Annotated in this window: 24 protein-coding genes; 12 read left to right on the forward strand and 12 right to left on the reverse strand. The window is 71.0% G+C overall.

The annotated features are described in order from the left end of the window. Nucleotides 1–36 precede the first annotated feature (36 nt). Nucleotides 37–438, forward strand: coding sequence for an AbfB domain-containing protein (locus tag C1I93_RS06435; RefSeq protein ID WP_258378265.1), 402 nt, complete (start codon nt 37–39; stop codon nt 436–438). Between the two features lie 71 nt (nt 439–509). Here C1I93_RS06435 and C1I93_RS06440 read toward each other — a convergent pair whose 3' ends face one another. Beyond that, nucleotides 510–1,109 (reverse strand): DJ-1/PfpI family protein, encoded by a 600-nt coding sequence (locus C1I93_RS06440; RefSeq protein ID WP_111242306.1) that lies wholly within the window; start codon nt 1,107–1,109, stop codon nt 510–512. A 137-nt stretch (nt 1,110–1,246) separates the two neighbouring features. On the opposite strand from C1I93_RS06440, the gene C1I93_RS06445 reads away from it, so the two are divergent. The 4 genes from C1I93_RS06445 to C1I93_RS06460 all read left to right on the forward strand — a co-directional run bounded on the left by C1I93_RS06445 (nt 1,247) and on the right by C1I93_RS06460 (nt 4,257). Beyond that, nucleotides 1,247–1,651 carry a helix-turn-helix domain-containing protein gene (locus tag C1I93_RS06445; RefSeq protein ID WP_181445040.1) on the forward strand — a complete coding sequence of 135 codons (405 nt, stop codon included), beginning with the start codon at nt 1,247–1,249 and terminating at the stop codon, nt 1,649–1,651. A gap of 35 nt (nt 1,652–1,686) precedes the next feature. Further along, the gene (locus C1I93_RS06450) at nt 1,687–2,106 is read left to right on the forward strand and encodes a VOC family protein (protein WP_111242308.1); all 420 of its coding nucleotides are present in this window, start codon (nt 1,687–1,689) and stop codon (nt 2,104–2,106) included. A gap of 100 nt (nt 2,107–2,206) precedes the next feature. Beyond that, nucleotides 2,207–2,545 (forward strand): ArsR/SmtB family transcription factor, encoded by a 339-nt coding sequence (locus tag C1I93_RS06455; protein WP_111242309.1) that lies wholly within the window; start codon nt 2,207–2,209, stop codon nt 2,543–2,545. Further along, the gene (locus C1I93_RS06460; RefSeq protein WP_223256420.1) at nt 2,542–4,257 is read left to right on the forward strand and encodes a SulP family inorganic anion transporter; all 1,716 of its coding nucleotides are present in this window, start codon (nt 2,542–2,544) and stop codon (nt 4,255–4,257) included. The genes C1I93_RS06455 and C1I93_RS06460 overlap by 4 nt, the downstream gene beginning before the upstream one ends. A 56-nt stretch (nt 4,258–4,313) precedes the next feature. Here the strand turns inward: C1I93_RS06460 and C1I93_RS06465 are convergent, their stop codons facing one another. From C1I93_RS06465 to C1I93_RS06490, 6 genes are all read right to left on the reverse strand, one after another. Next, nucleotides 4,314–5,195 carry a prephenate dehydrogenase gene (locus C1I93_RS06465; RefSeq protein WP_146603450.1) on the reverse strand — a complete coding sequence of 294 codons (882 nt, stop codon included), beginning with the start codon at nt 5,193–5,195 and terminating at the stop codon, nt 4,314–4,316. A gap of 65 nt (nt 5,196–5,260) precedes the next feature. Continuing rightward, nucleotides 5,261–5,998 (reverse strand): class I SAM-dependent methyltransferase, encoded by a 738-nt coding sequence (locus tag C1I93_RS06470; protein WP_111242311.1) that lies wholly within the window; start codon nt 5,996–5,998, stop codon nt 5,261–5,263. A gap of 28 nt (nt 5,999–6,026) precedes the next feature. After that, the gene (locus C1I93_RS06475; RefSeq protein ID WP_111242312.1) at nt 6,027–7,406 is read right to left on the reverse strand and encodes a class II 3-deoxy-7-phosphoheptulonate synthase; all 1,380 of its coding nucleotides are present in this window, start codon (nt 7,404–7,406) and stop codon (nt 6,027–6,029) included. A gap of 43 nt (nt 7,407–7,449) precedes the next feature. Further along, complete coding sequence (locus C1I93_RS06480; RefSeq protein ID WP_111242313.1) at nt 7,450–7,935, reverse strand: hypothetical protein; 486 nt, start codon at nt 7,933–7,935, stop codon at nt 7,450–7,452. Between the two features lie 44 nt (nt 7,936–7,979). Then, complete coding sequence (locus C1I93_RS06485) at nt 7,980–8,789, reverse strand: class II aldolase/adducin family protein (protein ID WP_111242314.1); 810 nt, start codon at nt 8,787–8,789, stop codon at nt 7,980–7,982. Nucleotides 8,790–8,868: 79 nt separating this feature from the next. Beyond that, the gene (locus tag C1I93_RS06490; RefSeq protein WP_111242315.1) at nt 8,869–10,392 is read right to left on the reverse strand and encodes an FAD/NAD(P)-binding protein; all 1,524 of its coding nucleotides are present in this window, start codon (nt 10,390–10,392) and stop codon (nt 8,869–8,871) included. A gap of 246 nt (nt 10,393–10,638) precedes the next feature. Here C1I93_RS06490 and C1I93_RS06495 point away from each other — a divergent pair, with 246 nt between their 5' ends. Next, on the forward strand, nt 10,639–12,270 hold the full coding sequence (locus C1I93_RS06495) for an AMP-binding protein (protein ID WP_111242316.1): 1,632 nt from the start codon (nt 10,639–10,641) through the stop codon (nt 12,268–12,270). 62 nt (nt 12,271–12,332) lie between these two features. Here C1I93_RS06495 and C1I93_RS06500 read toward each other — a convergent pair whose 3' ends face one another. From C1I93_RS06500 to C1I93_RS06520, 5 genes are all read right to left on the reverse strand, one after another. Further along, a complete protein-coding gene (locus C1I93_RS06500; RefSeq protein ID WP_147374974.1) occupies nt 12,333–13,346 on the reverse strand; it encodes a hypothetical protein in 1,014 nt (337 codons plus the stop codon). A 4-nt stretch (nt 13,347–13,350) separates the two neighbouring features. Further along, complete coding sequence (locus C1I93_RS06505) at nt 13,351–13,836, reverse strand: flavin reductase family protein (RefSeq protein WP_111242318.1); 486 nt, start codon at nt 13,834–13,836, stop codon at nt 13,351–13,353. 24 nt (nt 13,837–13,860) lie between these two features. Further along, a complete protein-coding gene (locus C1I93_RS06510; protein WP_111242319.1) occupies nt 13,861–15,405 on the reverse strand; it encodes a 4-hydroxyphenylacetate 3-hydroxylase family protein in 1,545 nt (514 codons plus the stop codon). Between the two features lie 218 nt (nt 15,406–15,623). After that, nucleotides 15,624–16,637 carry an AraC-like ligand-binding domain-containing protein gene (locus C1I93_RS06515; protein WP_111242320.1) on the reverse strand — a complete coding sequence of 338 codons (1,014 nt, stop codon included), beginning with the start codon at nt 16,635–16,637 and terminating at the stop codon, nt 15,624–15,626. A 433-nt stretch (nt 16,638–17,070) separates the two neighbouring features. Beyond that, nucleotides 17,071–17,685: a TetR/AcrR family transcriptional regulator gene (locus C1I93_RS06520; protein ID WP_111242321.1), complete on the reverse strand. Its 615-nt coding sequence runs from the start codon at nt 17,683–17,685 to the stop codon at nt 17,071–17,073. A gap of 138 nt (nt 17,686–17,823) precedes the next feature. On the opposite strand from C1I93_RS06520, the gene C1I93_RS06525 reads away from it, so the two are divergent. The 6 genes from C1I93_RS06525 to aroC all read left to right on the forward strand — a co-directional run bounded on the left by C1I93_RS06525 (nt 17,824) and on the right by aroC (nt 23,414). Further along, on the forward strand, nt 17,824–18,468 hold the full coding sequence (locus tag C1I93_RS06525; protein WP_111242338.1) for an NAD(P)-dependent oxidoreductase: 645 nt from the start codon (nt 17,824–17,826) through the stop codon (nt 18,466–18,468). 31 nt (nt 18,469–18,499) lie between these two features. Beyond that, the gene (locus tag C1I93_RS06530; RefSeq protein ID WP_212808603.1) at nt 18,500–19,753 is read left to right on the forward strand and encodes a multidrug effflux MFS transporter; all 1,254 of its coding nucleotides are present in this window, start codon (nt 18,500–18,502) and stop codon (nt 19,751–19,753) included. A gap of 202 nt (nt 19,754–19,955) precedes the next feature. Further along, complete coding sequence (gene gap, locus C1I93_RS06535) at nt 19,956–20,960, forward strand: type I glyceraldehyde-3-phosphate dehydrogenase (RefSeq protein WP_111242323.1); 1,005 nt, start codon at nt 19,956–19,958, stop codon at nt 20,958–20,960. A gap of 70 nt (nt 20,961–21,030) precedes the next feature. Continuing rightward, nucleotides 21,031–21,960: a pyridoxamine 5'-phosphate oxidase family protein gene (locus tag C1I93_RS06540; protein WP_111242339.1), complete on the forward strand. Its 930-nt coding sequence runs from the start codon at nt 21,031–21,033 to the stop codon at nt 21,958–21,960. Between the two features lies 1 nt (nt 21,961). Further along, a complete protein-coding gene (locus C1I93_RS06545) occupies nt 21,962–22,237 on the forward strand; it encodes a Dabb family protein (protein WP_111242324.1) in 276 nt (91 codons plus the stop codon). Between the two features lies 1 nt (nt 22,238). Beyond that, nucleotides 22,239–23,414, forward strand: a complete 1,176-nt coding sequence (gene aroC / locus C1I93_RS06550; RefSeq protein ID WP_111242325.1) for a chorismate synthase — start codon at nt 22,239–22,241, stop codon at nt 23,412–23,414. Nucleotides 23,415–23,448: the final 34 nt, after the last annotated feature.

Raw genomic sequence — 23,448 nt, forward strand, 5'->3', positions numbered from 1 at the left:
AGATGTGTATAAGAGGCAGGTCTCGAAGTCGCCGGCCTGCCCGGCCATCGGGTGCGGCACGCCAACTTCGAGGCACGAGTCGACCCGGTCAATGCCGGCAGCAACGCCGGCACGAAAGCCGACGCCGCGTTCGTCGTCCGTTCCGGCCTCGGCAAAAGTGACTGTGTCTCTTTCGAGGCGGTGAATTACCCCGGCTACTACCTGCGACACTCGGGATTCCGGGTGTTCCTGCATCGGGCTGAGGGCAGCGCGGGATTCCGCGCCGACGCCACGTTCTGCCCGGTCACCGGCATCGGCGGCAAGCACACGTCACTGCGCTCGCACAACTACCCCGATCGTTACCTGAGCCATGACTCCCGCAGGCAGATGCGTATCGCCCCGATCGGCGACGGAGCCACCTCCTCGACGGCCGCCTTCCTGATCCGCCCCGCCCTGTAGGGCTCAGCCGCCGCGCCCGTCATGGCGGCAGGTGTTCCGTTCGCCTGTCGACGGCCGCCCCGCAGAGCAGATCACCGGCTCTGCGGGGCGGAAGCGTTTCTCCACACGGGGGCCCGTAGGGCGAAGTCGATGGCGGTGGCCACCTCGATGGCGCGCTGCGCGCCGAACTCCCGCTCGGTCAGCCAGAGGCCCAGATCCAAGCCAGCGCTCAAGGCGCCCGCGGTGACTCGATCGCCGTCGTCGACCACCCGCTCCGCGACCACATTCACGCCGTACGCGCGCAGTTCCTCGTACGCGTTGCGGTTGGTCGTGGCGTTGCGCCCGGTGAGCAGACCCGCCGCAGCGAGCAGCATCCCGCCCGTGCACACCGACGCCATCCAGCGTGCGGAACCTGCCGCGTCTACCAGGCGTTCGAGCAGCACCCCACCCTGCGCCTGCGCCCAGGAGCCCTGCTCGGCTCGGTTCAACCAGCCACCGCCGACCACGATCACCCCGTCGGGGCGGCCCAGCACAGCGGGCACCTGAAGCTGGACCCCGCGCATGCTGCGTACCGGGCCCGGCCCGTGCCCGACCACGAGTTCCACGTCGAACCCGGCGCTGGACAGGACCTCGAACGGGCCGAAGGCATCGAGTTCGTCAAAGCCGTCGAAGACGACGATTTCTACTCTCATCCGCCCAGGCTCCCCGACCGATGCGTGATGTGCCAGTGGCATGCTTGCCGTCCTGAGCAACTGGGTAGCGACTGCGCAGCTACCCTGCTCGGCGCGGTCAGGCTGGTAGACATGGACGTGTCGCGGGGAGGGGCGGGTTGAGCAGGGCGATCGAGGAGACGAACCGGGCCATGCTGCGCGCCCGGGACGCGATGGACCGGGCGTACGCCGATCCGCTCGACATCGCGACGCTGGCGCGGATCGCGCACGTCTCCCCGGCGCACTTCATCCGCACCTTCCGGGCGACCTTCGGCGAGACGCCGCACCGATACCTGCAACGGCGTCGGGTGGAGCGGGCCATGTATCTGCTGCTGCACACCGGTCGGGACGTGACGGAGATCTGCCACGCGGTCGGGTTCGGCAGTCTCGGCACGTTCAGTCGTACCTTCCGGCAGATCGTGGGGGAGTCACCCACCGACTACCGCAAGCGGCGGGCGGTGCCTGCCGCGCCGGTGCCGGGCTGCTTCACCAAAGCCTGGACCAGACCGAGCAGTTTTGGATAAGCAGCAGGTCAGAGCGCTGCACTAGCGTTCCGGGCATGACGATGAACGCGATCAGCCGGTCCCAGATCTATGTGCTCGACCAGGACGAGGCGCTCGACTTCTATATTGGCAAGCTCGGCCTGGAGTTGAACACCGACCTGGATCTCGGCTTCATGCGCTGGCTCACGGTCAACCTGCCGGGCGACCCGACCCGCGAGATCCTGCTGGAGAAGCCGGGCCCGCCGAACCTCGACCCGGCCACCGCCGAGCAGGTCCGCGAGTTGCTCACCAAGGGCGCCGCCGGTGGCCTCCTCTTCATGACCACCGACGACGCCCAGAAGACGTACGAGGAGTTGGTCGCCAAGGGCGTCGAGATCACCGACGAGCCGATGGAACGGCCGTACGGGATCGACTTCGGCATCCGTGACCCGTTCGGCAACAAGACCCGGATCGGCCAGATGTTCCCGCGCGGCTGAGTGGCGGCCCGGCGCGGCACATCCGGACGAGTTGCAGATTTTTGCAAGTGCTAAAGTCTTCAGTGCGGTGTTGACTATCGCCGCAGGAGGAGGCTGAGGCGTGTCGGTGCCGCTGTACCAGGCGAAGGCGGAGCTGTTCCGCACCCTCGGGCATCCCGTCCGGATCCGGGTCCTGGAGCTGCTCCAGGACGGTCCCAAACCGGTGCGGGACCTGCTCGCCGTCGTCGAGGTGGAGGCGTCGAACCTGTCCCAGCAACTCGCCGTGCTGCGCCGGGCCGGCATGGTCACCTCGTACCGCGACGGCCCCCTGGTGATGTACGCGCTGAGCACGCCGGACGTCGCCGACCTGTTGGCCGCCGGGCGGCGGATCCTCGGCGCGGTGCTCACCGACCGGGACGGCCTGCTGGACGAGCTGCGGGCCAGCGGGCCGGACCGATGAGCACCCAGGCCGGGCCCGCCAGCGGCATCCGGCCGGCCGCGAGCACCATCGGGCGTCGTCTCCTCGACCTGCTGCCGGGCCGCGCCGACTGGCAGGCGGTACGCCGGGCACCCCGCCGGGATCTCGTCGCCGGGCTCACCGTCGCCATCGTCGCGCTTCCGCTGGCGCTCGCCTTCGGCGTCACCTCCGGCCTCGGCGCGGAGGCCGGGCTGATCACCGCAGTGGTGGCCGGTGCCGTGGCGGCTGTCTTCGGCGGGTCGAACCTCCAGGTCTCCGGCCCGACCGGCGCGATGACCGTGGTGCTGGTGCCGGTCGTGGCGCAGTTCGGGGCGACCGGCGTGCTGATGGTCGGCGTGCTGGCCGGGCTGATCCTGATCGCCCTCGCCATCGCCCGCGTCGGCAGGTACGTCCGCTACCTGCCGATGCCGGTGATCGAGGGCTTCACCGCCGGCATCGCGGTGGTCATCGCCCTGCAACAGGTGCCGGCCGCGCTCGGCGTGACCGACGCGCACGGCGAACGGGTGTGGGCGGTCGCGGCCGACGCGGTCGTCCGTTTCGTCGTACACCCGCGACCGGTGCCGGTCCTGGTGGCCCTCGGCGTCGCGGCGGTGCTGCTGCTCGGTGCGCGCTGGCGCCCCAACGTGCCGTTCTCGCTGCTGGCGGTGGCCGCTGCCACGGTCCTCGCCGAACTGGCACCGGTCGACCTGGTCCGGATCGGCGCCCTGCCGCAGACGCTGCCCGCGCCGTCGCTGGACTTTGTCGACCTCGGCGCGGTGGGTGTGCTGCTGCCGGCCGCGTTGGCGGTGGCGGCGCTGGCCGCGCTGGAGAGTCTGCTCTCGGCCACCGTCGCTGATGGCATGACCGTCGGCCAGCGGCACGACCCCGACCGCGAACTGTTCGGACAGGGGCTGGCCAACCTGGCGTCTCCGCTGTTCGGTGGTATTCCGGCCACCGCCGCGATCGCGCGTACCGCAGTCAACGTGCGGGCCGGCGCGGTGTCGAAGCTGGCCGCGCTCACCCACGCGGTGGCCCTGGCCGGCATCGTGCTGGCCGCCGCGCCGCTGGTCGGCCGCATCCCACTCGCGGCGCTCGCCGGGGTGCTGCTGGCCACCACGGTACGGATGGTCGAGGCGGCGTCGCTCTGGGCGTTGGCCCGTGCCACCCGGGGCGACGCGCTGGTGCTGATGCTCACCTTCGCCGTGACCGTCATCTGGGACCTGGTCACCGCCGTGGCCGTCGGGGTCGGCGTGGCGGTCGTGGTGGCCCTGCGCGCGGTCGCCCGCGCCGCCCGGCTGGAACAGGTCCCCCTCGACACCGGCGAGCACACCGCTGAGGAGCAGGCACTGCTCGCCGAGCACATCGTGGCGTACCGGCTCGACGGGCCGTTGTTCTTCGCCGCCGCGCACAACTTCCTACTCCGGCTCTCCGACGTCGCCGACGTGCGGGTGGTCATCCTGCGGATGTCCCGGGTGTCCACCATCGACGCCACCGGCGCACACGTGCTCGGCGACGCCATCCGCCGACTCCAGGGACGCGGCATCACGGTGCTGCTCTCCGGCATCGTTCCCGGCCACGACGAGGTGTTGGACGCCCTCGGCGTGGCCGACCAGTTGCGCCGCGACGGCCTGGTCTTCCCGGACACCCCGGCCGCCATCGCGTACGCCCGCACCCTCGTGCCGGGCACGCCGGATCCGGACCACGCGGTGGCGTGACGCCGGTCAGAGATCGAGGACGATCTCGCCGTGGACCTGCCGGTCACGTTGCGACCCTATCGCCGCGCCGGCAACCCCCTCGAGCCTCGTCGGCTACCGTGCTCCGCGGCGACCTCCAGCGCGGCCCGGCCGGCCTGCCCGGCCCCGAGCAGACCATTGACGGTGGCCAGGTCGGGCGGGTTGGCGGCCAGGGCCTCCGCCGCACGGCGCAGGTCCTCGGCGACCGCCGTGGCCACGGCGGCGACCTCGGTGGCGTTGTGGGCCAGGATCTGGGTCCACAGGTGCGGATCACCGGCGGCTATCCGGGTGGTGTCGCGCAGACCGGGACCGGCCAGACACAGGTCGGCGGCGGGCAGCCGGGCGAGCGCGGCGGCGAGCGCCCCCGCGACCAGGTGCGGGGTGTGCGAGACCGCGGCGACCGCGCGGTCGTGCTCTTCGGGGCTGCGCAGCACCGGCGTGGCACCGCAGAGCCGCACCAGGTGGCAGACCAGGTCGACGGCGGCGGGTGGGGCCTGTGTCGGGCAGATCGCCCAGGACCGCCCGGCGAACAGATCCGCGCGCGCCGCCGTCGGACCCGACCGCTCGCCGCCGGCCATCGGATGGCCGGGCACGAACGAGGTGAGGTCACACCCGGCGGCCCGCGCACCGGCCACGACCGACGCCTTGACGCTGGCCACGTCGGTGTAGACGCGGGCCAGCCGGTGCTGCTGGGCGGTGCGCAGCACGGCCGGCACCGCGTTCGGCGGCACGGCCAGCACCGCCAGATCGACTGTGGGCTCCTGCGGCGCGGCGGGTCGCCCGGCGCCCCGGGCGACCGCCTCCGCCACCGCGGCGGGATCTTCGTCGAGCAGGGTCACCGAAAGTCCCTGCGCCCGCGCGGCCAGCCCGACCGACGCGCCGATCAGTCCGGCCCCGACCACTACGACAGACACGATCATGGACGTCCCTCCGTGCCGGGCGTACGGGTGCGGGAACCAGACCCCGCACCCGTACGCGTCGATGATCAACTGACCCGTGCCACCGTGATCAGCGGCCCGCGCCCGGACGGCGCGGGCGACTCCTTCCGGAAGCCGCCGAACTCCTCGACGATCGTGAATCCGGACGACCGCAGCAGCCCACGGATCTCCGGGCCGGTCAACACCGTCTGGGCGAAGGTGTTCTCGTACATGCTCACCGTCCCGTCGGTGCCCCGGACCAGCAGCGTTTCGTCGTTGATCCAGGCGCCGTCGAGGGGACGCAGGACCTGACGGGCCAGGCGGGTGATGAGCAGCCCGTCGCCGCGGTGGTGGGTGACCACCGCCGGCTGGTACGCGTCGACGAAGTTGAGCAGGTGCGCCGCGTCGAGCACGAGGTGACCGCCGGGCCGAAGCCAGCTGGCGACCCGGGTCAACAGGCCCGGCAGGTCCGCGTACGGCACCAGGTTGAGTGTGCCGAACAGGCAGGTGACGACGTCGTACACGGTCGAGGTGTGGAACCGCGTGACGTCCTCCCACACGTACTCGACGCCGGGGTCGCCGGCCTCCTTGGCGTAGCTGATGAACTGCGCGCTGCTGTCCACGCCGGTGCCGGCGTACCCGCGTGCCGCCAGCGCCCGCAGGGTCGTGCCGGTGCCGCAACCCAGGTCGAGGACCCGGCCACCCGGCGGCAGGTACGCGGCGAGGAAGTCGGCCTCCGCGGTGGCGTCGCGCATGCCCCGGCGCATCACCTCGTAGCACCCGCCGGGAAAGTTGAAGGTTTCCATGTGCTGCCTCTCGAACGTCGGTGGGTGGTCAGCGGCGCAGCGCCTCGGCGACCAGGAACGCCAGTTCCAGCGACTGCTGGGGGTTCAGGCGCGGATCGCAGGCGGTCTCGTACCGCTGGGGCAGGTGCAGGTCCTGGATGGCCTGCGCGCCGCCCAGGCATTCGGTGACGTCCTCGCCGGTCAGCTCCACGTGGATGCCGCCCGGGTGGGTGCCGCTGTCCCGGTGGACCTGGAAGTAGCCGAGCACCTCGTCGAGGATCTGGTCGAAGTGCCGGGTCTTGTAGCCGTTGGACGACTCCTGGGTGTTGCCGTGCATCGGGTCGCACTGCCAGACCACCTTGACGCCGTTGCCTGTCACCTTCTCCACGATGGGCGGCAAGACCTCGCGTACCCGCCGGCTGCCCATCCGGCTCACCAGCGTGAGGCGGCCCGGGATGTTCTCCGGGTTCAGCCGTTCGCACAGATCCAGAGCCGTCTCCGGGGTGGTGTCGGGCCCGATCTTGACGCCGATCGGGTTCGCCACCCGGGAGACGAAGTCGATGTGCGCCCCGTCCAGTTGCCGGGTGCGCTCGCCGACCCAGAGGAAGTGCGCGGACAGGCAGTACGCCCGCCCGTTGGACACCCGGGTCAACGCCTGGTCGTACTCCAGCGCCAGGGCCTCGTGCGAGCAGCTCACCGACGTGGTTTGCAGGGCGGCCACGTCGGTGAGCCCGCAGGCGGTGATGAAGTCGATCGCCCGGTCGATCTCCCGGGCCAGTGACTCGTAGCGCTGACCGGCCGGGGATTTGCGGACGAAGTCCCGGTTCCAGTCGTGTACGCGGTGCAGGTCGCCGAGGCCACCGCCGAGGTACGCGCGCAGCATGTTCATCGCGCTGGAGGCGTTGGCGTACGCCCGGATGAGCCGCTGCGGGTCCGGCCGGCGGGCCTCCGGAGTGCTCTCCAGTGAATTGATCATGTCGCCCCGGTAGGCCGGCAGACCGGCGGCGTCGACGTCCTGCGACCGTGGCTTGCTGTACTGACCGGCCACCCGGGCGACCTTCACCACGGGCAGGCTGGCCCCGTAGGTGAGCACCACCGCCATCTGGAGCAGGGTGCGCAGGTTGAGCTGAAGGTGTTCCTCGGTGTTGGCGGCGAACGTCTCCGCGCAGTCGCCGCCCTGGAGTACGAAGGCGCGACCCTCGCAGACCACGGCGAGCTGCCGGCGCAGGTCGTCCACCTCGTTCGGTGCCACGATCGGCGGCACCTCACGCAGCAGGTCGGCGACGGCGTCGACCTCGGCCGGGTCCGGCCAGGGTGGCTGCTGTGCCCTCGGCAGCCGACGCCAGGTGTCGAGGCCGAAGTCGTCGTCGGGAGCGGAGGGCGCGGCGCTGGCCTCCGCGAGAGAGATGGCGGGAGAGGAGTGGGTCATGAGTCAGCTCCAGGCTGATCGGCGCGGCGCGGCGCGGACCGGATCACCGGGCGGCGGTCCGTACGCCCGTCATGCTGACCGGGTTCGGACCGCTGACCGTTGCGTCGGGCTTGTACAGGTACGACTCGCCGGTGGTCTGGAAGGTGCCACCGTCGATCGCTCCCTCCTGGGTGCCGTGGATGACGCCGAGGAGACTGCCGTCGGCAGCCGGCACCGGGTGCACGACGGTGAAGCTGAGCCGATCGCCGGCCAGCTTCCACAGGCCGGCGCCGACGTAGAGCGGCTTGCCGTCGGGGCCGGTCGGTCCGGTGATCGTGACCAGGTGCCGGGGCGCGAACACGAGTGTCACTACCGAATCGGCGCGGCCGGGGATCGTGACTGTGGTGCGCCACGAGCCGATCGCGCTCTGGGCCGGTGTGACGACGGCGGGACCGGCAGCGTGGGCGGCGCCGGGCACGGCCGCCACCGGGACGAGCGCGGCGACGGCCGCGGTGGCGATCAGGACGAGGCGGTACGGGATGGCGCGCATGGGTGTTCCCTCCTGAGGGTGACGGGTACGGGGTCGGGGTGTGGTCATTCGTCGAGCAGGTCGGGCTGCTCGTGGACGATGTCGTCCCAGAGCACCTGGAAGCTGAACCAGCCCAACTGGGCATCGCCGAAGCCGTCGCGGGCGGCCTCGGCCTGCTCGTCGGTGAAACGGCCAAGCTGTCCGGCCGCGGCGGCGAGCAGTTGCACCTGGGCGCAGCCGTCGTACGTGACGAACCAGTGCACGGCCTCGTCCACCGAGCCGCCCACGGTGATCAGGCCGTGGTGGCGCAGCAGGATGGCCCGCCGGTCGCCGAGCGCCTCGGCCATCGCCCGGCCCTGCTCGACGGCGACTGAGGGGCCGTCGTACCGGTCGAAGAGGACCTGGTTGCGGTAGAAGGCGGCGGATTCCTGGTCGATCGGTTCCAGCAGCCGGCCCAGCGCGCCCAGCGCCCGGGAGTGGGCGGTGTGGCCGTGCGCCGCCGCGGTGGCGTCGGGACGCAGTTGGTGAATCTGCGAGTGGATGGCGAACGCGCTGGGGTTGACCGGGTGCCGGCCGGCGACGACCCGGCCCTGGTCGTCGACGCAGATGAGGTCGCGCACCGTCACCCGGTTGAACGAGACCCCGAACGGGTTGACCCAGAACTGGTCGAGGTTCTCCGGGTCGCGTACCGAGATGTGCCCGGAGATCCCTTCGCCGTAGCCGAGCTTGCCGAAGATCCGCAGGGCGGCGGCCAGCCGCTGCTTGCGGTGCCGGCGTTCGTCCTCGGCCGACGTGAACACCGGCTCGGTCGGGATCGGCAGTCCGGTGTGGGTGTCGGCCAGGTATCCGGGCCGACGGTGGTCGATGACGGTCATGATTCCCCCTTGCTGGTCGGTCTGGTGGGTTCGGCGGGAATGGTCGGTTCGATGAGTCCGGCGGGGATGTAGGCCGGGCTCAGGCGACGCCGGCACCCACCGGCATCGCCCGCGTCACGGTGGGGTGCTCCGCGTCGGCGATCGAGGCGGCCACGTCGACGGCCCGGTCCACCAGGGACGGGACGCCGAAGGTGAAGAAGAGTTCGCCGGCGGCGATGTCGCCGACGCCGTACAGGCGGGGGTCGGCACCGCGGATCGAGACGATCCGGCTGGTGGCGCGTTCGAGACGCAGGCCGCCGCGCGGGTGCCGGATCGCGGCGCCGTCGGCCTCCAACGAGTGCACCAGCGCCCCCGCGGCGGGCGGGATGCGGTGCGGCGCGGAGCTTGTCGCGTTGACGACGTGCGCCGTGCGGAACGAGCCTGAGCCTGCGGTGACGTCGAAGCCGCCGGCCGGGCGGGGCCGGATGTCCATCAGGCCACCGCCGACCGTCAACTGGCCGCGGTCCATCAGCTCCAGCAAGGCCGCCGCGCTGGCCGGTGGCATGGGGCAGCAGAGGCTCATGATGGTGCGGTAGTGCGGGCCGAGCAGTCGCGCCCGGTCGTTGCCGTCGAGCAGCGGCCAGACGTCCGGTCCGGCGTCCGGCACGGCCCGTTGCAGGATCCGTAGCCCGAGGTCGGGCGAGTTCACCTCGGACAGTTGCCGGCGCAGCCGCTCCGGGGCCGGCTCGGTGCCGTTGGCGGCCAGCTCGCGGCGTACCTCCGCCTCGGCGCCCGGACCGGCCTCGGCGAGTTCGCGGCGCATCAGGGCCACCAGGTCGGCCAGCTCGACGCGGTCGCGGGTGGCGGCCCAGTGGCGCAGCCGCTGCGGGGTGAAGTGTCGCAGTTCGTGGTCGACCACGCGCTGCCGGACGCCGGGGAGCAGGCCGCTGCGCGACACCATGGCGATCGGGCCGGTGTGGCCGGTACGGGCGAGCCCGAGCACCACGTCGACTGCGGTGAGCCCGCAGCCCAGCACCGTCACCGGGTCCTCGGGGCCGATCTGCCGTAGCGTCGCGCGCAGCGGGTAGGGATCGACGACGAAGCCGCGCTCGCCGGTGAGGCCGTACACGTCCTGGGGACGGCCGCCGCCGAAGCAGAGCACGGCGTAGTCGAGGGCGTGGTGCCGGCCGTACGCGGTGCGCAGCACCATTCGGTCGCGGGCGCGCCGGGCGGCGGTCACCGCCGAGCGGACCACCTCCACCCGCCAGCCGCGCTGCCGCAGCAGGTCCAGGGCGGTGGTGGCGGTCTCGGCCAGGTAGTCGCCGTAGCGGGCCCGCGGCGGGAAGAGCGAGCCGCTGTACGGGTCGGGAGTGACCGTGCGCGTGGCGCAGGAGTTGAGCCAACGGCCGAAGTGCCCGGGGTCGCCGGCGAAGACGGACATCTCCTCGGGCGGGGCGTTGACGCGGACGGAGTCGAGGTCGGGCTGGAACGGCCGTCCGCGCCACAGGTGTGGCGACGGCTCGTAGACCGTCAGGCCGCCGTGGCTGAGGTCGAGTTGAGTGAGCGCTGCGATGAGGCAGACGGCGGATGCTCCGCCGCCGACGATGCCGATTTCCATGGTCATATCTCGTTCTCCCCCCAACGTCTTGCGGTTCCTTCTCGGTCAATTTAGAGCTTCAAAAAAGGATTTGGATCGGACCATACGGCTCAATGTTCACTCCATTGTGTTCATCATCACACCACCCTTTCTTGAGCGCCGGATTTCTGGCTAGCTTGAGCGGTGGGTCGACGCGTTTACAGGGAGCCGCTGCGAGCGACTCTATGGCGTTGACCAGCGCAAACAGTCGACTATTCGCAAGGAGGAACTGTCATGGATCCGTCAGTTGCAGACGGCGGCGACGCGCCTTTTCTGGCGCATGAAAACATTGGGTCCGCACTATTGGCGGCGGCGCGGGTGCAGACCGGCTCGATGGTTTTCATCGACTCGGCGGGCGCTCGGGAAAGTCTTTCCTACGCCGACCTCCTGTTCCATTCACGGAAAGTGCTCAACGGGCTGCGTTCACGCGGCGTCGCCGTCGGCGACCTGGTCCTGCTGCAGGCCGAGGAAGAACGGGAACTGCTCGCCGGCTTCTGGGCCTGCGTCCTCGGCGGCTTCGTGCCGGTGCCGGTGACCGCCGGCACCTCATCGGCCCAGCGCACCGACGCGGATCGGCTGCTCGTCGACGTCTGGCGGATGCTGGACCAGCCGTGGGTGCTCACGGGGCACGAGACGGACGGCGACGCCGCGCCGCCCTGGGCGGCGCGCTGGCTGGGTTCGATCGCCCGGCTCGCCGAGCACGAGCCGGCCGACCGGCTGCACGAGGCCGCTCCGGACGACCTCGCCGTCCTGCTGCTCACCTCCGGCAGCACCGGCCTGCCCAAGGCCGTGATGCTGCGACACGGCAACATCCTCAGCCGCAGCGTCGCCACCGCCGAGGTCAACGGGCTGACCGCTGAGACCCGTACCTTCAACTGGATGCCGCTGGACCACGTCGGCGGCCTGATCATGTTCCACGCCCGCGACGTCGTCCTGGGCTGTCACCAGGTGCACGCCCGGCTGCCGTGGATCCTCGCCGACCCGCTGCGCTGGCTGGCCGCCATGTCGGCGCACGGCAGCGAGGTGACCTGGGCGCCCAACTTCGCCTTCGGCCTGGTCAACGACCGGGCCGTGGCGCTGGCCGGACGGGACTGGGACCTGCGGGCGTTGCGCTACATCATGAACGGCGGCGAGCCGGTCAAGCCCCGGGTGGCCCGGACGTTCCTGCGCCTGCTGAGCGAGTACGGCCTGCCGGCCACCGCGATGTACCCGGGCTGGGGCATGTCGGAGACGACAGCCGGCGTGGTGGACTGCGTCTTCTCGCCTGAGCAGGTCGAGGAGGACGCCCGGTACGTGCCGGTCGGTCGGCCGCACCCCGGCGTACGCCTGCGGGTGGTGGACGAGGACGACCGGGTGGTGCCGCAGGGCACGGTGGGCCGGTTGCAGGCGGCCGGCCCGACCATCTTCGCCGGCTACTACGGCAATCCGGAGCAGACCGCGGCCGCCTTCACCGAGGACGGCTGGTTCCGCACCGGGGACCTGGCCTACCTGGACGACGGCACGCTTGTGGTGACCGGCCGGGTGGACGACGTGCTCGTGCTGGACGGGATCTACCTGCACGGGCACGAGATCGAGGCCGCAGTCGAGGAGTTGGCGGCGGTGGAGCCGTCGTACACGGTGGCCTCGACCGTCCGGGAGCGGCCGGAGAACCCGCACCGGCTGGCGGTCTTCCTGCACCCGCGCGACTCGGCGGACGTGGGGGCGCTCGCCGCCGACGTCCGCTCCCTGGTGCACCGGCGATTCGGTGTCGAGGTGGCGCACGTGGTTCCGGTGGCCCGCGAGGACGTGCCGAAGACCGGCATCGGCAAGCTGCGGCGGGCACACCTGCGGCGACGGTTCGAGGCGGGCGCGATCGTGAGCAGTTGAGGGCATCTCGTCCTCCGCAGCAGGGCGGGCGGGAGCGGTCATCGCTCCAGCCCGCCCCGACGTCAGCGCCGGAAGTTCTCCAGCGACACGGTGAAGTCGTCACGGTTGGACCGGTACCGGATGCAGTACTCCTGCGGATACCAGCCGGTGGTTTGCCAGCTCTGCGGCTGCTTGATGGGCAGGCAACCGCTGGGGTTCTGGCCGGTGGCGACGCCCTGGAGCCAGGCGTGGCTGATCATCGGCTCCAGGAAGCTGATCTTCCCGTCGTAGGCGCCGTAGACGAACGTGCGGGTGAAGGCGGCACCGTTCCACTCCGGGGAGGTCTGGTCGAGCAGGTGGTTGCCCATCGCCACCTCGACGAACTGGAGGTCCCGGTAGTCGGCCGGCAGGTGCTGCGCCGGGATCGGCGTGATGCCGCGGGTGAAGTCGTCGCAGTGCACGATGATGCTGCACGGGCCGGGCCGGATGGCGTCCCGCTCGGCCTTCGGCTGAATGTAGAAGTGGAAGTCGAAGTGCGGGATGTCGTACACGCCGGGGGCGCCGTGCCCGTGCGGGTTCCAGTTCACCAACGCCCACTTCAGTGGCAGCCCGGCGATCCGGGTCGCCGCGGCCGGCAGCGTCAGCTCCCGCTCGTGACCACCGGCGCACTCGGACATCTCGTCGAGCTGCCCGTCGCCGTTGACGTCGTAGCAGTGGTGCCCGTCGGTCATCGAGGTCGGCAGCCCGGAGAGCATGCCGCGCGGGAAGGTGATCCCGATCGTCTTCGGCGCGTTCCGCTCGATCTGCGCGTACGTGCGGACGGTCCCGCCGCCGAGCGCGAGCGGTTTCCCGTACGCGGCGCAGACCCCCTGGTACGACAAGGTCTGCGCCAGCAGCGCCGGCACCGCCACGGTGGGTACGGTCACCGTGACCTCCACCGCCGGGGTGCCCCGGGGCACCAGGCAGATGGTGGCGGTGGTGACGCCGGCCGCCCGGCTCACCTTCTGCTCGGACGACGCCAGCTGCGCGAAGGCGGCGGTCGCCAGCAGCGCCACCACCAGGGCACCGGCCAACAGGCGTTTTCGGACCATGCTCACGGTGCTATCCCTCCAGGGTGTGGAATCCTCCGCGAAGGAAGATCAACGGATCTCGGTCGTCGTCGGAGCCCGCGGCGAGCACCTCGCTGATCACCAGGACGTGATCGCCGACGGTGACGTGGTCGCGCACCTTGCACTCGACCCAGCCGGCCGCGTCCAGCACCAGCGCGCCGGTGAGGCCGCCGGGACGGGCCGGTAGGTCCTGGACCGCCGTGTCGCGGGCATCCCGGGTACGGGCCAGTGAGCGGGCCAACTGCTCGCCACCGGCGGCCAGGATCGACACCGCACAGACGCCGCTGTGCAGCATGTCGGCGAGGAACCGGGAGTCGGCGCGCAGGCACACCGACACCAGCGGCGGATCGAGGGACATGGAGGTGAAGGAGTTGACGGTCACCGCGTCGTGCCGTCGCCCGTCCGGCTGCTCCGTGTACGTGGTCACGATGCAGACGCCGGTGGCGAAGTGACGCATGATGGAACGCAAGTCGCTCATGCTGGTATCCCTCGCTGGGCCGGGTCAGGACTGGGCGCTCCACCGGCCACGGCGCCACCCGTCCACGTCGTAGTCGTCCATGCACTGCTGCACGAAGGCGCCGTACGAGTCGAGCAGGCCCTTGCCGCGGGACCAGTTCATGGTGTCCAGGCGCACCTGGTCGGGGCCGCCCGCGTAGTTCAGCTCGTAGAGCTCGTGCCGGCCGCCGAACTCGGTGCCCAGCGCGTCCCAGGCGAGCTTGAAGAGCTTGACCCGGTCCTCGGCCGTGCCGCCGGAGCCGCGCAGGTACCTGTCGATCAGCGGGCGCAGCTCGGGGTTCTTCATGTCGGCCGCGCTGGACGGAGTCATCAGCAGGGCGGCGGCGAGGTGCTCCTCGAAGAACCGGTGGGTACGGTCCCAACTGATCGGAGCGAGCGCCCGGTAGCCGGCCGAGTAGTCCATCCGCGGCAGCACCGTGCCACCCGGGCCGGGCTCCGGGTCGGTCGCCATCGCCGTGGTGACCGCCCAGGTCAGGTGCCGCCAGGCGAGCAGCTCACCGAGCCCGGCCTGCACGCCCCGGAACTTGTCGGTGCCGTTGAGCTGGGTGCCCCGGTCCAGCAGGCCGGCCATGAACTCCAGCTTCACCGCCATCCGGATCGCGCCCTGGAAGAAGCCCCGGCTGAGCAGGCCGGACCGGGGGAAGTACTGGTGGATCTTCTCGGTGTCCCGGTAGATCAGCACGTTCTCCCAGGGGATGAAGGCGCGGTCGAACACCAGCACCGAGTCGTTCTCGTCGAAGCGGCTGGACAGCGGGTTGTCGTAGGGGCTCCCCGCCTTCTGCTCGTACGAGGTCCGGCAGATGACCTTCAGGCCGGGGGTGTCCAGCGGTGCCATGAAGGCCAGCGCCATGTCGTCGGCCTTGCCCGCCTCGAGGTTCGCCAGGTGGATCTGGCCGACGAACGCGGCGTGGGTCAGCGCCGACGCGGTGCCCATCAGCTTGGCGCCCTCGACCACGATGCCGCCGTCGCGCTCCTCGACGACCCGCAGGTAGACGTCGGGGATGTCGTGGGCCTGCTTGTTGCGGTCCACCGGCGGGTTGACGATCACGTGACTGATCGACAGGCCCTGCCGTACGTAGCGCTCGTACCAGCCACGCGCGCTCTGCTCGAACGGCTTGTAGAAGTCGTGGGTGACGGCGAGCCCGGCCATGAACGACGCCTTGTAGTCGGGCGTCCGGTTCATGAAGCCGTAGCTCAGCCGCGCCCAGCACTCGATGGCGTCCCGAGCCCGGAGCAGGTCCTCGGCGGAGTGCGCGGGCGTGAAGAACCGGTGGGTACGAGCGCCGGTGTACCGGTCGACAGTGGTCATGATGTCGTGCGTGGCCGGGTCGTGCAGGGCGTCGTAGAGCTGCGCGGTGGACAGCGCCGACTGCCGGAACGCGGGGTGCGCGGTGACGTCCTTGACCAGCTCGCCGTCGATGAAGACCTGGCGGCCGTCACGGAGGCTCTCCAGGTAGCTGTCACCGGTGAGCAGATCGTTGGGGGCGTCGGCGTCTGCCGTGGGCGCGACAGCGGTCGAGACCTGGGTCATGACAGGGCAACCTCTCCAGTCGTGAACGAAGACGGCCGGGGGTCGACGGGGGCGTACCTTGAGCGGTGCGCCATACTGTCCAAAGTGGACACCGATCCCCGCCTCGGCCACGAACGACGCTACTGAGCCCAGCCGCCCACGGGTGCGCCGAAAGCGCAGGACCGATGACGCAAACGCGCACGGTCGCTTGCCCTGTGGAACTTTTGGTGGGGCGGTGTTCAGGCGATCAGGGGGGCCCGTACGCCGACCGGCTCGTGCATCGGCATCGTCCGGCCGACGCGCTCGGGTGTTCTGCCGAGTCGCCGGTACTCCTGCGGGGTGACGCCGAAGCGTTCCCGGAACAACCGACTGAAGTGTGAGGCGCTGGTGAGTCCCCAGCGTTCCCCGATCAACGCCACCGGCACGTCCCGCAGGCGCGGGTCATGCAGGTCGGCGGCGCATCGGCTGAGCCGCTCGTCGCGGATGAAGCTGGCCGGACTCAGCCCCTGCTCCTGAAAGATCTTCTGCAGGTGGCGTACGGAGATGTGGTGCTTCTCGGCCAGCACCCGGGGGCACAACTGCGGGTCGCGTAGCCGCTCCCGGGCCGATGCCTGCACCCGCAGCAACTGCGCTTGCCGGACGGCCGCCGGATCGTCGGCGTCGCGTCGCAGATGCTCGCTGAAGAGCGTGGTGATCAGGCCCGCGATGCTGCATCCCACCTGCTGCGCGCTGGCCGGGTCCAGCTCGCCCATGTGTGCCGCCAGGCTGATGAGCAGCGGCGAGAGCAGCGCGGCGACCCCTCGGGTGTCGGACAGGCGTCGTGCGGTGAGCCGGGCGGTGGCCATCGGCGCGACGCCGAGCGCGCGATGCGGGATCTTCAACACCATCATCCGGAACCGCGCGGCCATGGAGAGCGTGAACGGCCGCGCGTTGTCGAACATGACCATCTCGCCGGGGCCGGCCGCGCTGGCCCGGTCGTCCTGGGTGACGGTGGCGGAGCCGGCGAGCACCTGGCAGACGTAGACGAACTCGCTCTCGTCGGGACAGGTGAGCCCGCTGGGTCGGGCCACGGTATGCGCGTCGGCGGTGATCAGCGAGGTGTTCACCGATCCCAGTCGGGCCAGCGTCATGTCCCCGTGGAATTTGTCCTCGTTCCTCCTTGTCACGCGCAATCGGCCGCAGTTCAAACGCACCATCTCTTGCCACTCGGCAAAGCTGCGCGGACGAGGCAAATCGGGCCTTCCAGCATCCATCGTTTCCCCCGTTGGTTTCGCTAACAGTACGACGGAGACGGCGCTGTCTGCTGATGCGCAACGGTGACAGATACCTTGCTCGGTGGCGAGGCGGTTAACAAGTTCGAAATCTTTTCGATATGAATAGACTGTTCTCTATTTTTACTGCCGCCCACTCGAAAGGTTGTGGCCAGTTCCTCGTGCCGTCATCGCAGGCGGGCGGGAGGGCGCGCCGGCCAGCTCGGGTCGCGCGGCGCTGCCCGCTGCGCCGGAGGATTGCCAGCTCGACCGCCCGGGCCCACGGTCAGGGCCGTTTCTGAGAATACGCTGGCCAGGGCGTCGCCGGTAGGCGGCAAACTGCTCGTTGCGGTCCTGCTCAACCCATCCGAACGTGTTCGACCGAATTAGTTGATACGGCAATCAGTCCGAAAAGCGACATGGCGTAGAATCGACACTACGAGTTATTCGCATCGGCGCTTATCAAGCAATTGGCAGTTGCCACCCCACTTCTGGCGAACTCGACCAGAAATTCGCGAAGGGCGCGTTGGCCCTCCTCGGTGGCGGTGTCGTTGTCGGTCACCAGGCGCCCCAGCGTGGCGAACGCGCTCGGCCAGGCGGTGATGCCGATGAGGGTGAAGAGCAACCGGGCGGTGTCCGGGCCGGCGGTGCGGCCCAGGTGCTCGGCGAGCGCGGCGTTGCTGCGCCCGTAGCACCGGCGGCGCGCCGCCTCGTCGGGCACGAACTCGCCGTCGCACTCCAGGGCCTCCCAGAGCAGCATGCGCAGCAGCTCGCGGTGCTCGCTGAGGTAGTCGAACGACTTGCGGACGTAGTCGCCCACGTCCTCGCCCTCGCGCACCACGGTCGCCAGGCGCATCTCTTCCAGCATCTCGCTCAGTACCCGCTGGTAGAGACCTTCCTTGTCGCCGAACCGGGCGTAGATGCGTTGCTTGTTGTATCCCGAGCGCGCGGCGATGCGATCGACGCGCGCCCCGGCCAGGCCGTAGGCGGCGAACTCCACACGTGCCGCGGCCAGGATCGATGCCTGCGTCGCCTCTGGGTTGCGTGCCATGAACGAATCCTAAACCCCGCAAGTTGGCCTACCAACCAACTAGTTCGTTTGTTAGTCTGACCGCGTTCCGCCACGGCCCTCTGACCTTCCGTGGCGTCACCGGGTGTACGGCACCCGCCCAACCTGAAGGAGATCGACGTGAAGGTTCTGCTGTTCGGCGCGAGCGGCAACATCGGCCGGGCGATCGCCGAGGAGTTGCTGTCGCGGGGACACAGCGTCACCGGCGTCACCCGCCGCGGCGTCGTCAAGGGCCTCGAGCACGAGCGGTTCACCGCCATCGTCGGCGACGCCACCGACGCCGGCACCGTGGCGTCGCTCGCCTCCGGGCACGACGCCGTGGCCTCCGCAGTAGGCCCGGCGGTCGGCCGCGAGAACGACCACGAGATCATCGTGGGCGCCGCGCGGGCGCTGATCGAGGGCCTGTCCAAGGCGGGGGTGACGCGCCTGGTGACCATCGGCGGCGCCGGCAGCCTCGAGGTCGCCCCCGGCAAGCGGGTGCTCGACGACCCCAACTTCCCGGCCATGTGGCGGGCCAACGCCGAGGCGCAGAGCGCGGCGCTGGGCCTGTTCCGCAACAGCGAACAGCTCGACTGGACCTACGTGTCCCCGGCCGCGCACATCGGCGAGGGCGAGCGGACCGGCGCCTTCCGGGTCGGCGGCGACCGACTGCTCACCGACGCCGACGGCAAGAGCGACATCTCGTACGCCGACTACGCGGTGGCCTTCGTCGATGAGCTGGAGCAGGGCAAGGCCGTCCGCCGCCGGATCAGTGTCGCCTACTGAGGCCGCCCCGCCGCCGAAAGGTAGAGAAGCCATGAGTTCCACCAGTTCCGCCCAGAGCGGTACCGCTCGGCTCATCGTCATCCTCGGCGCCCTGGTGGCGCTCGGCCCGCTCTCCACCGACGCGTACGTGCCGGGCCTGCCGGCGCTGACCCGTGACCTGGGGGCCAGCGCGTCCGGCGCCCAGTTGACGATCACCGCCTGCCTGGTCGGTCTCGCGGTCGGCCAACTGCTGGCCGGCCCGATGAGTGACGCGCTCGGCCGCCGTCGCCCGCTGATCGTCGGTCTCGCGGTCTACACGATCGCCGGCCTGCTCTGCGCGCTCTCCACCGACGTCTGGGTGCTGATCGCGCTGCGGCTCCTGCAGGGCATCGGTGGCGCCTTCGGCATCGTGATCGCCTACGCCGTGGTCCGGGACCGCACCTCGGGAGCGGCAGCGGCCCGGTTCTTCGCCCTGCTCATGCTGGTCACCGGCCTTGCTCCGGTCTTCTCCCCGCTGGCGGGCGGCCAACTGCTGCGGTTCACCACCTGGGAGGGCATCTTCGTGGCGCTGGCGGTGCTCAGCGCCGTCATGCTGCTCGCCTGCCTGGTCGGCCTGCCCGAGACGCTGCCCGCCGAGCGGCGGCACGGCGGCGGCCTGCGCGCCATGGGCCCGGTCTTCGCCCGGCTGCTCGCCGACCGGACCTTCACCGGGTACGTGCTGGCCAACGGCTTCGCGTTCGCGGCGATGTTCGCGTACATCTCCGGCTCGCCGTACGTGCTGCAGGACATCCACGGACTCTCCCCGCAGGAGTACAGCGCGGTCTTCGCCGTCAACGCCCTGGGCCTGGTCGTCGCCGCCCAGCTCAGCGGCCGTCTGGTCCGGCACACCGGGGCCCGGATGCTGCTCGCCGCCGGCCTGACCGGCAGCGCGGTCGGCGGCCTCGGCGTACTCGTCGCCGCCGTCACCCAGGCGGGCCTGTGGCCGCTGCTGGTCGCGCTCTTCGTGGCCGTCGCGAGCGTCGGCCTGGTGATGCCGAACGCCGCCGCCCTGGCCCTGCAGGACCACGGCGAGCACGCCGGGTCGGCCGCCGCGCTGCTGGGCTTCTCCCAGTTCCTGATCGGTGGCGCCCTGGCGCCGCTGGCCGGGGCGGGCGGCACCGGGACCGCCGTGCCGATGGGTGCCGTGATGGCCGTGCTGGGCTGCCTCTCGCTCCTGGTCTTCGTCGCGCTGGCCCGTGGCGGTTCCGGGCTGCGAGCGGACGACGCCGCCGGCCTCGACGAGGTCCGCGCACCGGCAGGCCCGTGAGCACCGGCCGGGTCGGGCCGGCGGCGAAGGTCCCACCGCCGAGGTGCCGACCGGCCCGGCCGGGCACACGATCCGTCCGGATCGCCCGCTGCGGCGGACGAGCCCACGGGATGGCGTGCGTGGCGCGACGGCGCGCAGGTCGCACTGGTCGTCCCGGGATCCCCCCGGGTCACCCCGGGAGAACCTGAGAGGAGACACCCTCATGACCACCACGGTCGCCATCAACGGTTTCGGCCGCATCGGGCGCAGCTTCTTCCGCGCCGTCCTGGCCCGCAAGGCGGACCTGCGGATCGTCGCCGTCAACGACTTGACCGACGCGGCAACCCTGGCCCACCTGCTGCGTTACGACAGCATCCTCGGCCGTCTGGACGAGGAGGTGAAGGTGGCCGGCAACGAGCTGACCGTCGCCGGCCACACGATCCGGGTGCTCGCCGAGCGCGATCCGGCCAACCTGCCCTGGAAGGCGCTCGACGTCGATGTCGTCGTCGAGTCCACAGGCGTGTTCACCGACGCGACGAAGGCGCGAGCCCATTTGGCGGCGGGCGCGCGCAAGGTGCTCATCTCGGCGCCGGCCAAGAACGAGGACATCACGATCGCGTACGGCATCAACCACGACAGGTACGACGCCGCAGCACACGACGTGGTGTCGAACGCCTCCTGCACCACCAACTGTCTCGCCCCGCTCGCCCGCGTGCTGCACGACGGACTGGGCGTCGAGGCCGGGCTGATGACCACCGTGCACGCGTACACCCAGGATCAGAACCTCCAGGACGGCCCGCACCTTGACCTGCGCCGGGCCCGTGGCGCCGCTCAGAACATCGTGCCCACCACGACCGGCGCGGCCAAGGCCATCGGCCTGGTCGTCCCGGAGCTACAGGGACGCCTCGACGGGTACGCCATGCGCGTGCCGGTGCCGACCGGCTCGTGCACCGACCTCAGCGTCACGGTGTCCCGGCCGACCACTGTTGACGAGGTGAACGCCCTCTACCGGGCGGCGGCCGAGGGGCCGCTGGCCGGCATCCTCAGCTACACGGAGGACCCGATCGTCTCCGCCGACATCGTCACCGACCCCGCGTCCTGCATCTTCGACGCGGGCCTCACGAAGGTGATCGGCAACCAGGTGAAGGTCGTCGGCTGGTACGACAACGAGTGGGGCTTCTCCAACCGCGTGGTCGACGTGGTCGGCCTCCTCGGAACCCGATCCTGACCCAGCCGCCGCGGGCGGTCCGGCCACCCCCGTGCCGGACCGCCCGCGGCACCTCGTCCAGGAGGTACAGATGACCCGACACGAGGGTGAGCAAGCCGTACAGCGCCGTGCCGGTGAGGGACACGAGGGCTGGGGCTCGCCGATGTTCAGCCCGGAGATCCCGATCGGCTTCCACGGCTTCCTGCTCGCCCAGCGCATGGTGGTGCTCAGCGCGCGGGACGACGATGGCGCTCTGTGGGCCACCGTGCTCGCCGGGCCGCGGCGGTTCGTGACGCCGACCAGCGACCGGACCATCGACATCGCGGCGTTGCCTGCCCACGGCGACCCGCTGCGCGCCGCCCTCACCACAAGCCGGGAAGTGGGCATGCTCGCCATCGAGCCGCAGACCCGACGCCGGATCCGGGTCAACGGCCGGGCCGTCCGCGAGGGCGACGGGCTGCGCCTGATCACCGACCAGGTGCTCGGCAACTGCCCGAAATACATCACGACCCGCGAGGTCGTCGACAGCCAGCCGCAGCCCGCCGAGGCCGAGGCCAAGGTCCGGCACAGCGACGAACTCGACGGCGACCAGCAGGAGCTGATCCGCGCCGCCGACACCTTTTTCATCGGCAGCCACGGGCCCGGCCAGGGCGGCGACGCCTCACACCGCGGCGGTATGCCCGGCTTCGTGCGGGTCCTCGGCCCCCGCCGGCTGGCCTGGCCCGACTACTTCGGCAACTCCTTCTACATGACGCTCGGCAACATGGTGCTGGACCCGCGCTGCGGGTTGCTCTTCGTCGACTGGGAGACCGGCACCACCCTCCAGCTCACCGGCCGGGGCCGGATCGACTGGGACACCGACCACGCCGCCGCCGTCCCGGGCGCGCTGCGGCTCGTCGAGTTCGACGTGGAGCGGGTGGTGCAGGTCGAGCACGCCCACCAACTCCGCTGGCGGCTGCACGACTATTCGCGCCACAACCCTCCCAGCGGCGTCGGCGGCGACGCCGGAAAGGTGACCTGAGATGCTCACGCACGTTGTCCTCATGCGACTCGTCGATCCCGCGGACGCCCCGAAGGCGCAGGAGCTGCTGGCCGGCCTCGCCGCCGAGATCCCGCAGTGCCAGGCGCTGGTGACCGGCACCGACGTGACCCGCGGCCCGTACTCCTGGGATCTGGCACTGATCACCAAGCACGACGACCCGGACGGATTGGCGGCGTACCAGGCCCACCCCCGTCATCAGGACGTGATCGGGTGGCTCGGCCCCCGCATCGCGGAACGCGCCATCGTGGACTTCTGACGTGCGCTGGCTCACCGCTGGCGAATCCCACGGGCCGGCGCTCGTCGCGCTGCTCGACGGCGTACCCGCCGGGGTGCGGGTGACCAGTGAGCAGATCGTGTGTGACCTGGCGCGGCGGCGGTTGGGATACGGCCGGGGCGCGCGGATGTCCTTCGAGCGCGACGTGGTCGAACTGCTCGGCGGGGTGCGGCACGGCATGACGCTGGGCAGTCCGGTGGCGATCCGGGTGGGCAACTCGGAGTGGCCTAAGTGGCGCACGGTGATGGCCGCCGACCCGGTGGACGCGGCCGAACTGGCCAACCAGGCGCGGGCTGCGCCGTTGACCCGACCCCGGCCGGGGCACGCGGATCTGGCCGGCATGCAGAAGTACGGTCACACCGACGCGCGGCCGGTGCTGGAGCGGGCCAGCGCCCGGGAGACCGCTGCCCGCGTCGCCGTGGGCGTGATCGCCAAGGCCCTGCTCCGGCAGGCGCTGGAGGTCGAGATCGTGTCACACGTGATCGAACTCGGAGCGGTGCCCGTCCAGACCGGTCTGGTACCGGTGCCGCAGGACGCGGGGCGCATCGACGCGGACCCGCTGCGGTGCCTGGATCCGGAGGCGAGCGCCCGGATGGTGGCCGAGGTCGACGCGGCGAAGAAGGACGCGGACACGCTCGGCGGCATCGTGGAGGTGCTGGCCTACGGGGTGCCCCCGGGACTCGGCTCGCACGTGCAGTGGGACCGCAAGCTCGACGCTCGCCTCGCCGCCGCCCTGATGTCGATCCCGTCGGTCAAGTCCGTCGAGATCGGCGACGGGCTCACCCAGGCCCGGTCGCGGGGATCCGTCGCGCACGACGAGATCATCCCGACCTCGGACGGCGTCCGTCGCGTCACCGGCCGGGCCGGCGGCCTGGAGGGTGGCATCAGCAACGGTGAGCCGCTGCGGGTACGTGCCGCGCTCAAACCGATCTCCTCGCTCAACCGGCCGCTGCGGACCGTGGACGTCCGCAGCGGGGAACCGGCCCCGGCGATCAACCAGCGGTCGGACGTGTGTGCCGTACCGGCCGGGGCGGTGGTCGCGGAGGCGATGGTGGCGCTGGTGCTGGCCGAGGCGGCGGTGCAGAAGTTCGGTGGTGACTCGGTCGCCGAGATCCGCCGCAACCTGGCCGGCTATCTGGACTCGTTGGTGATCCGCTGACGCCCCGGTCGCCGGGTGCCCTGCACCCGGCGGC

Source organism: Micromonospora endophytica (assembly GCF_003236305.1).
In the GTDB taxonomy this organism is placed as follows: domain Bacteria; phylum Actinomycetota; class Actinomycetes; order Mycobacteriales; family Micromonosporaceae; genus Micromonospora; species Micromonospora endophytica.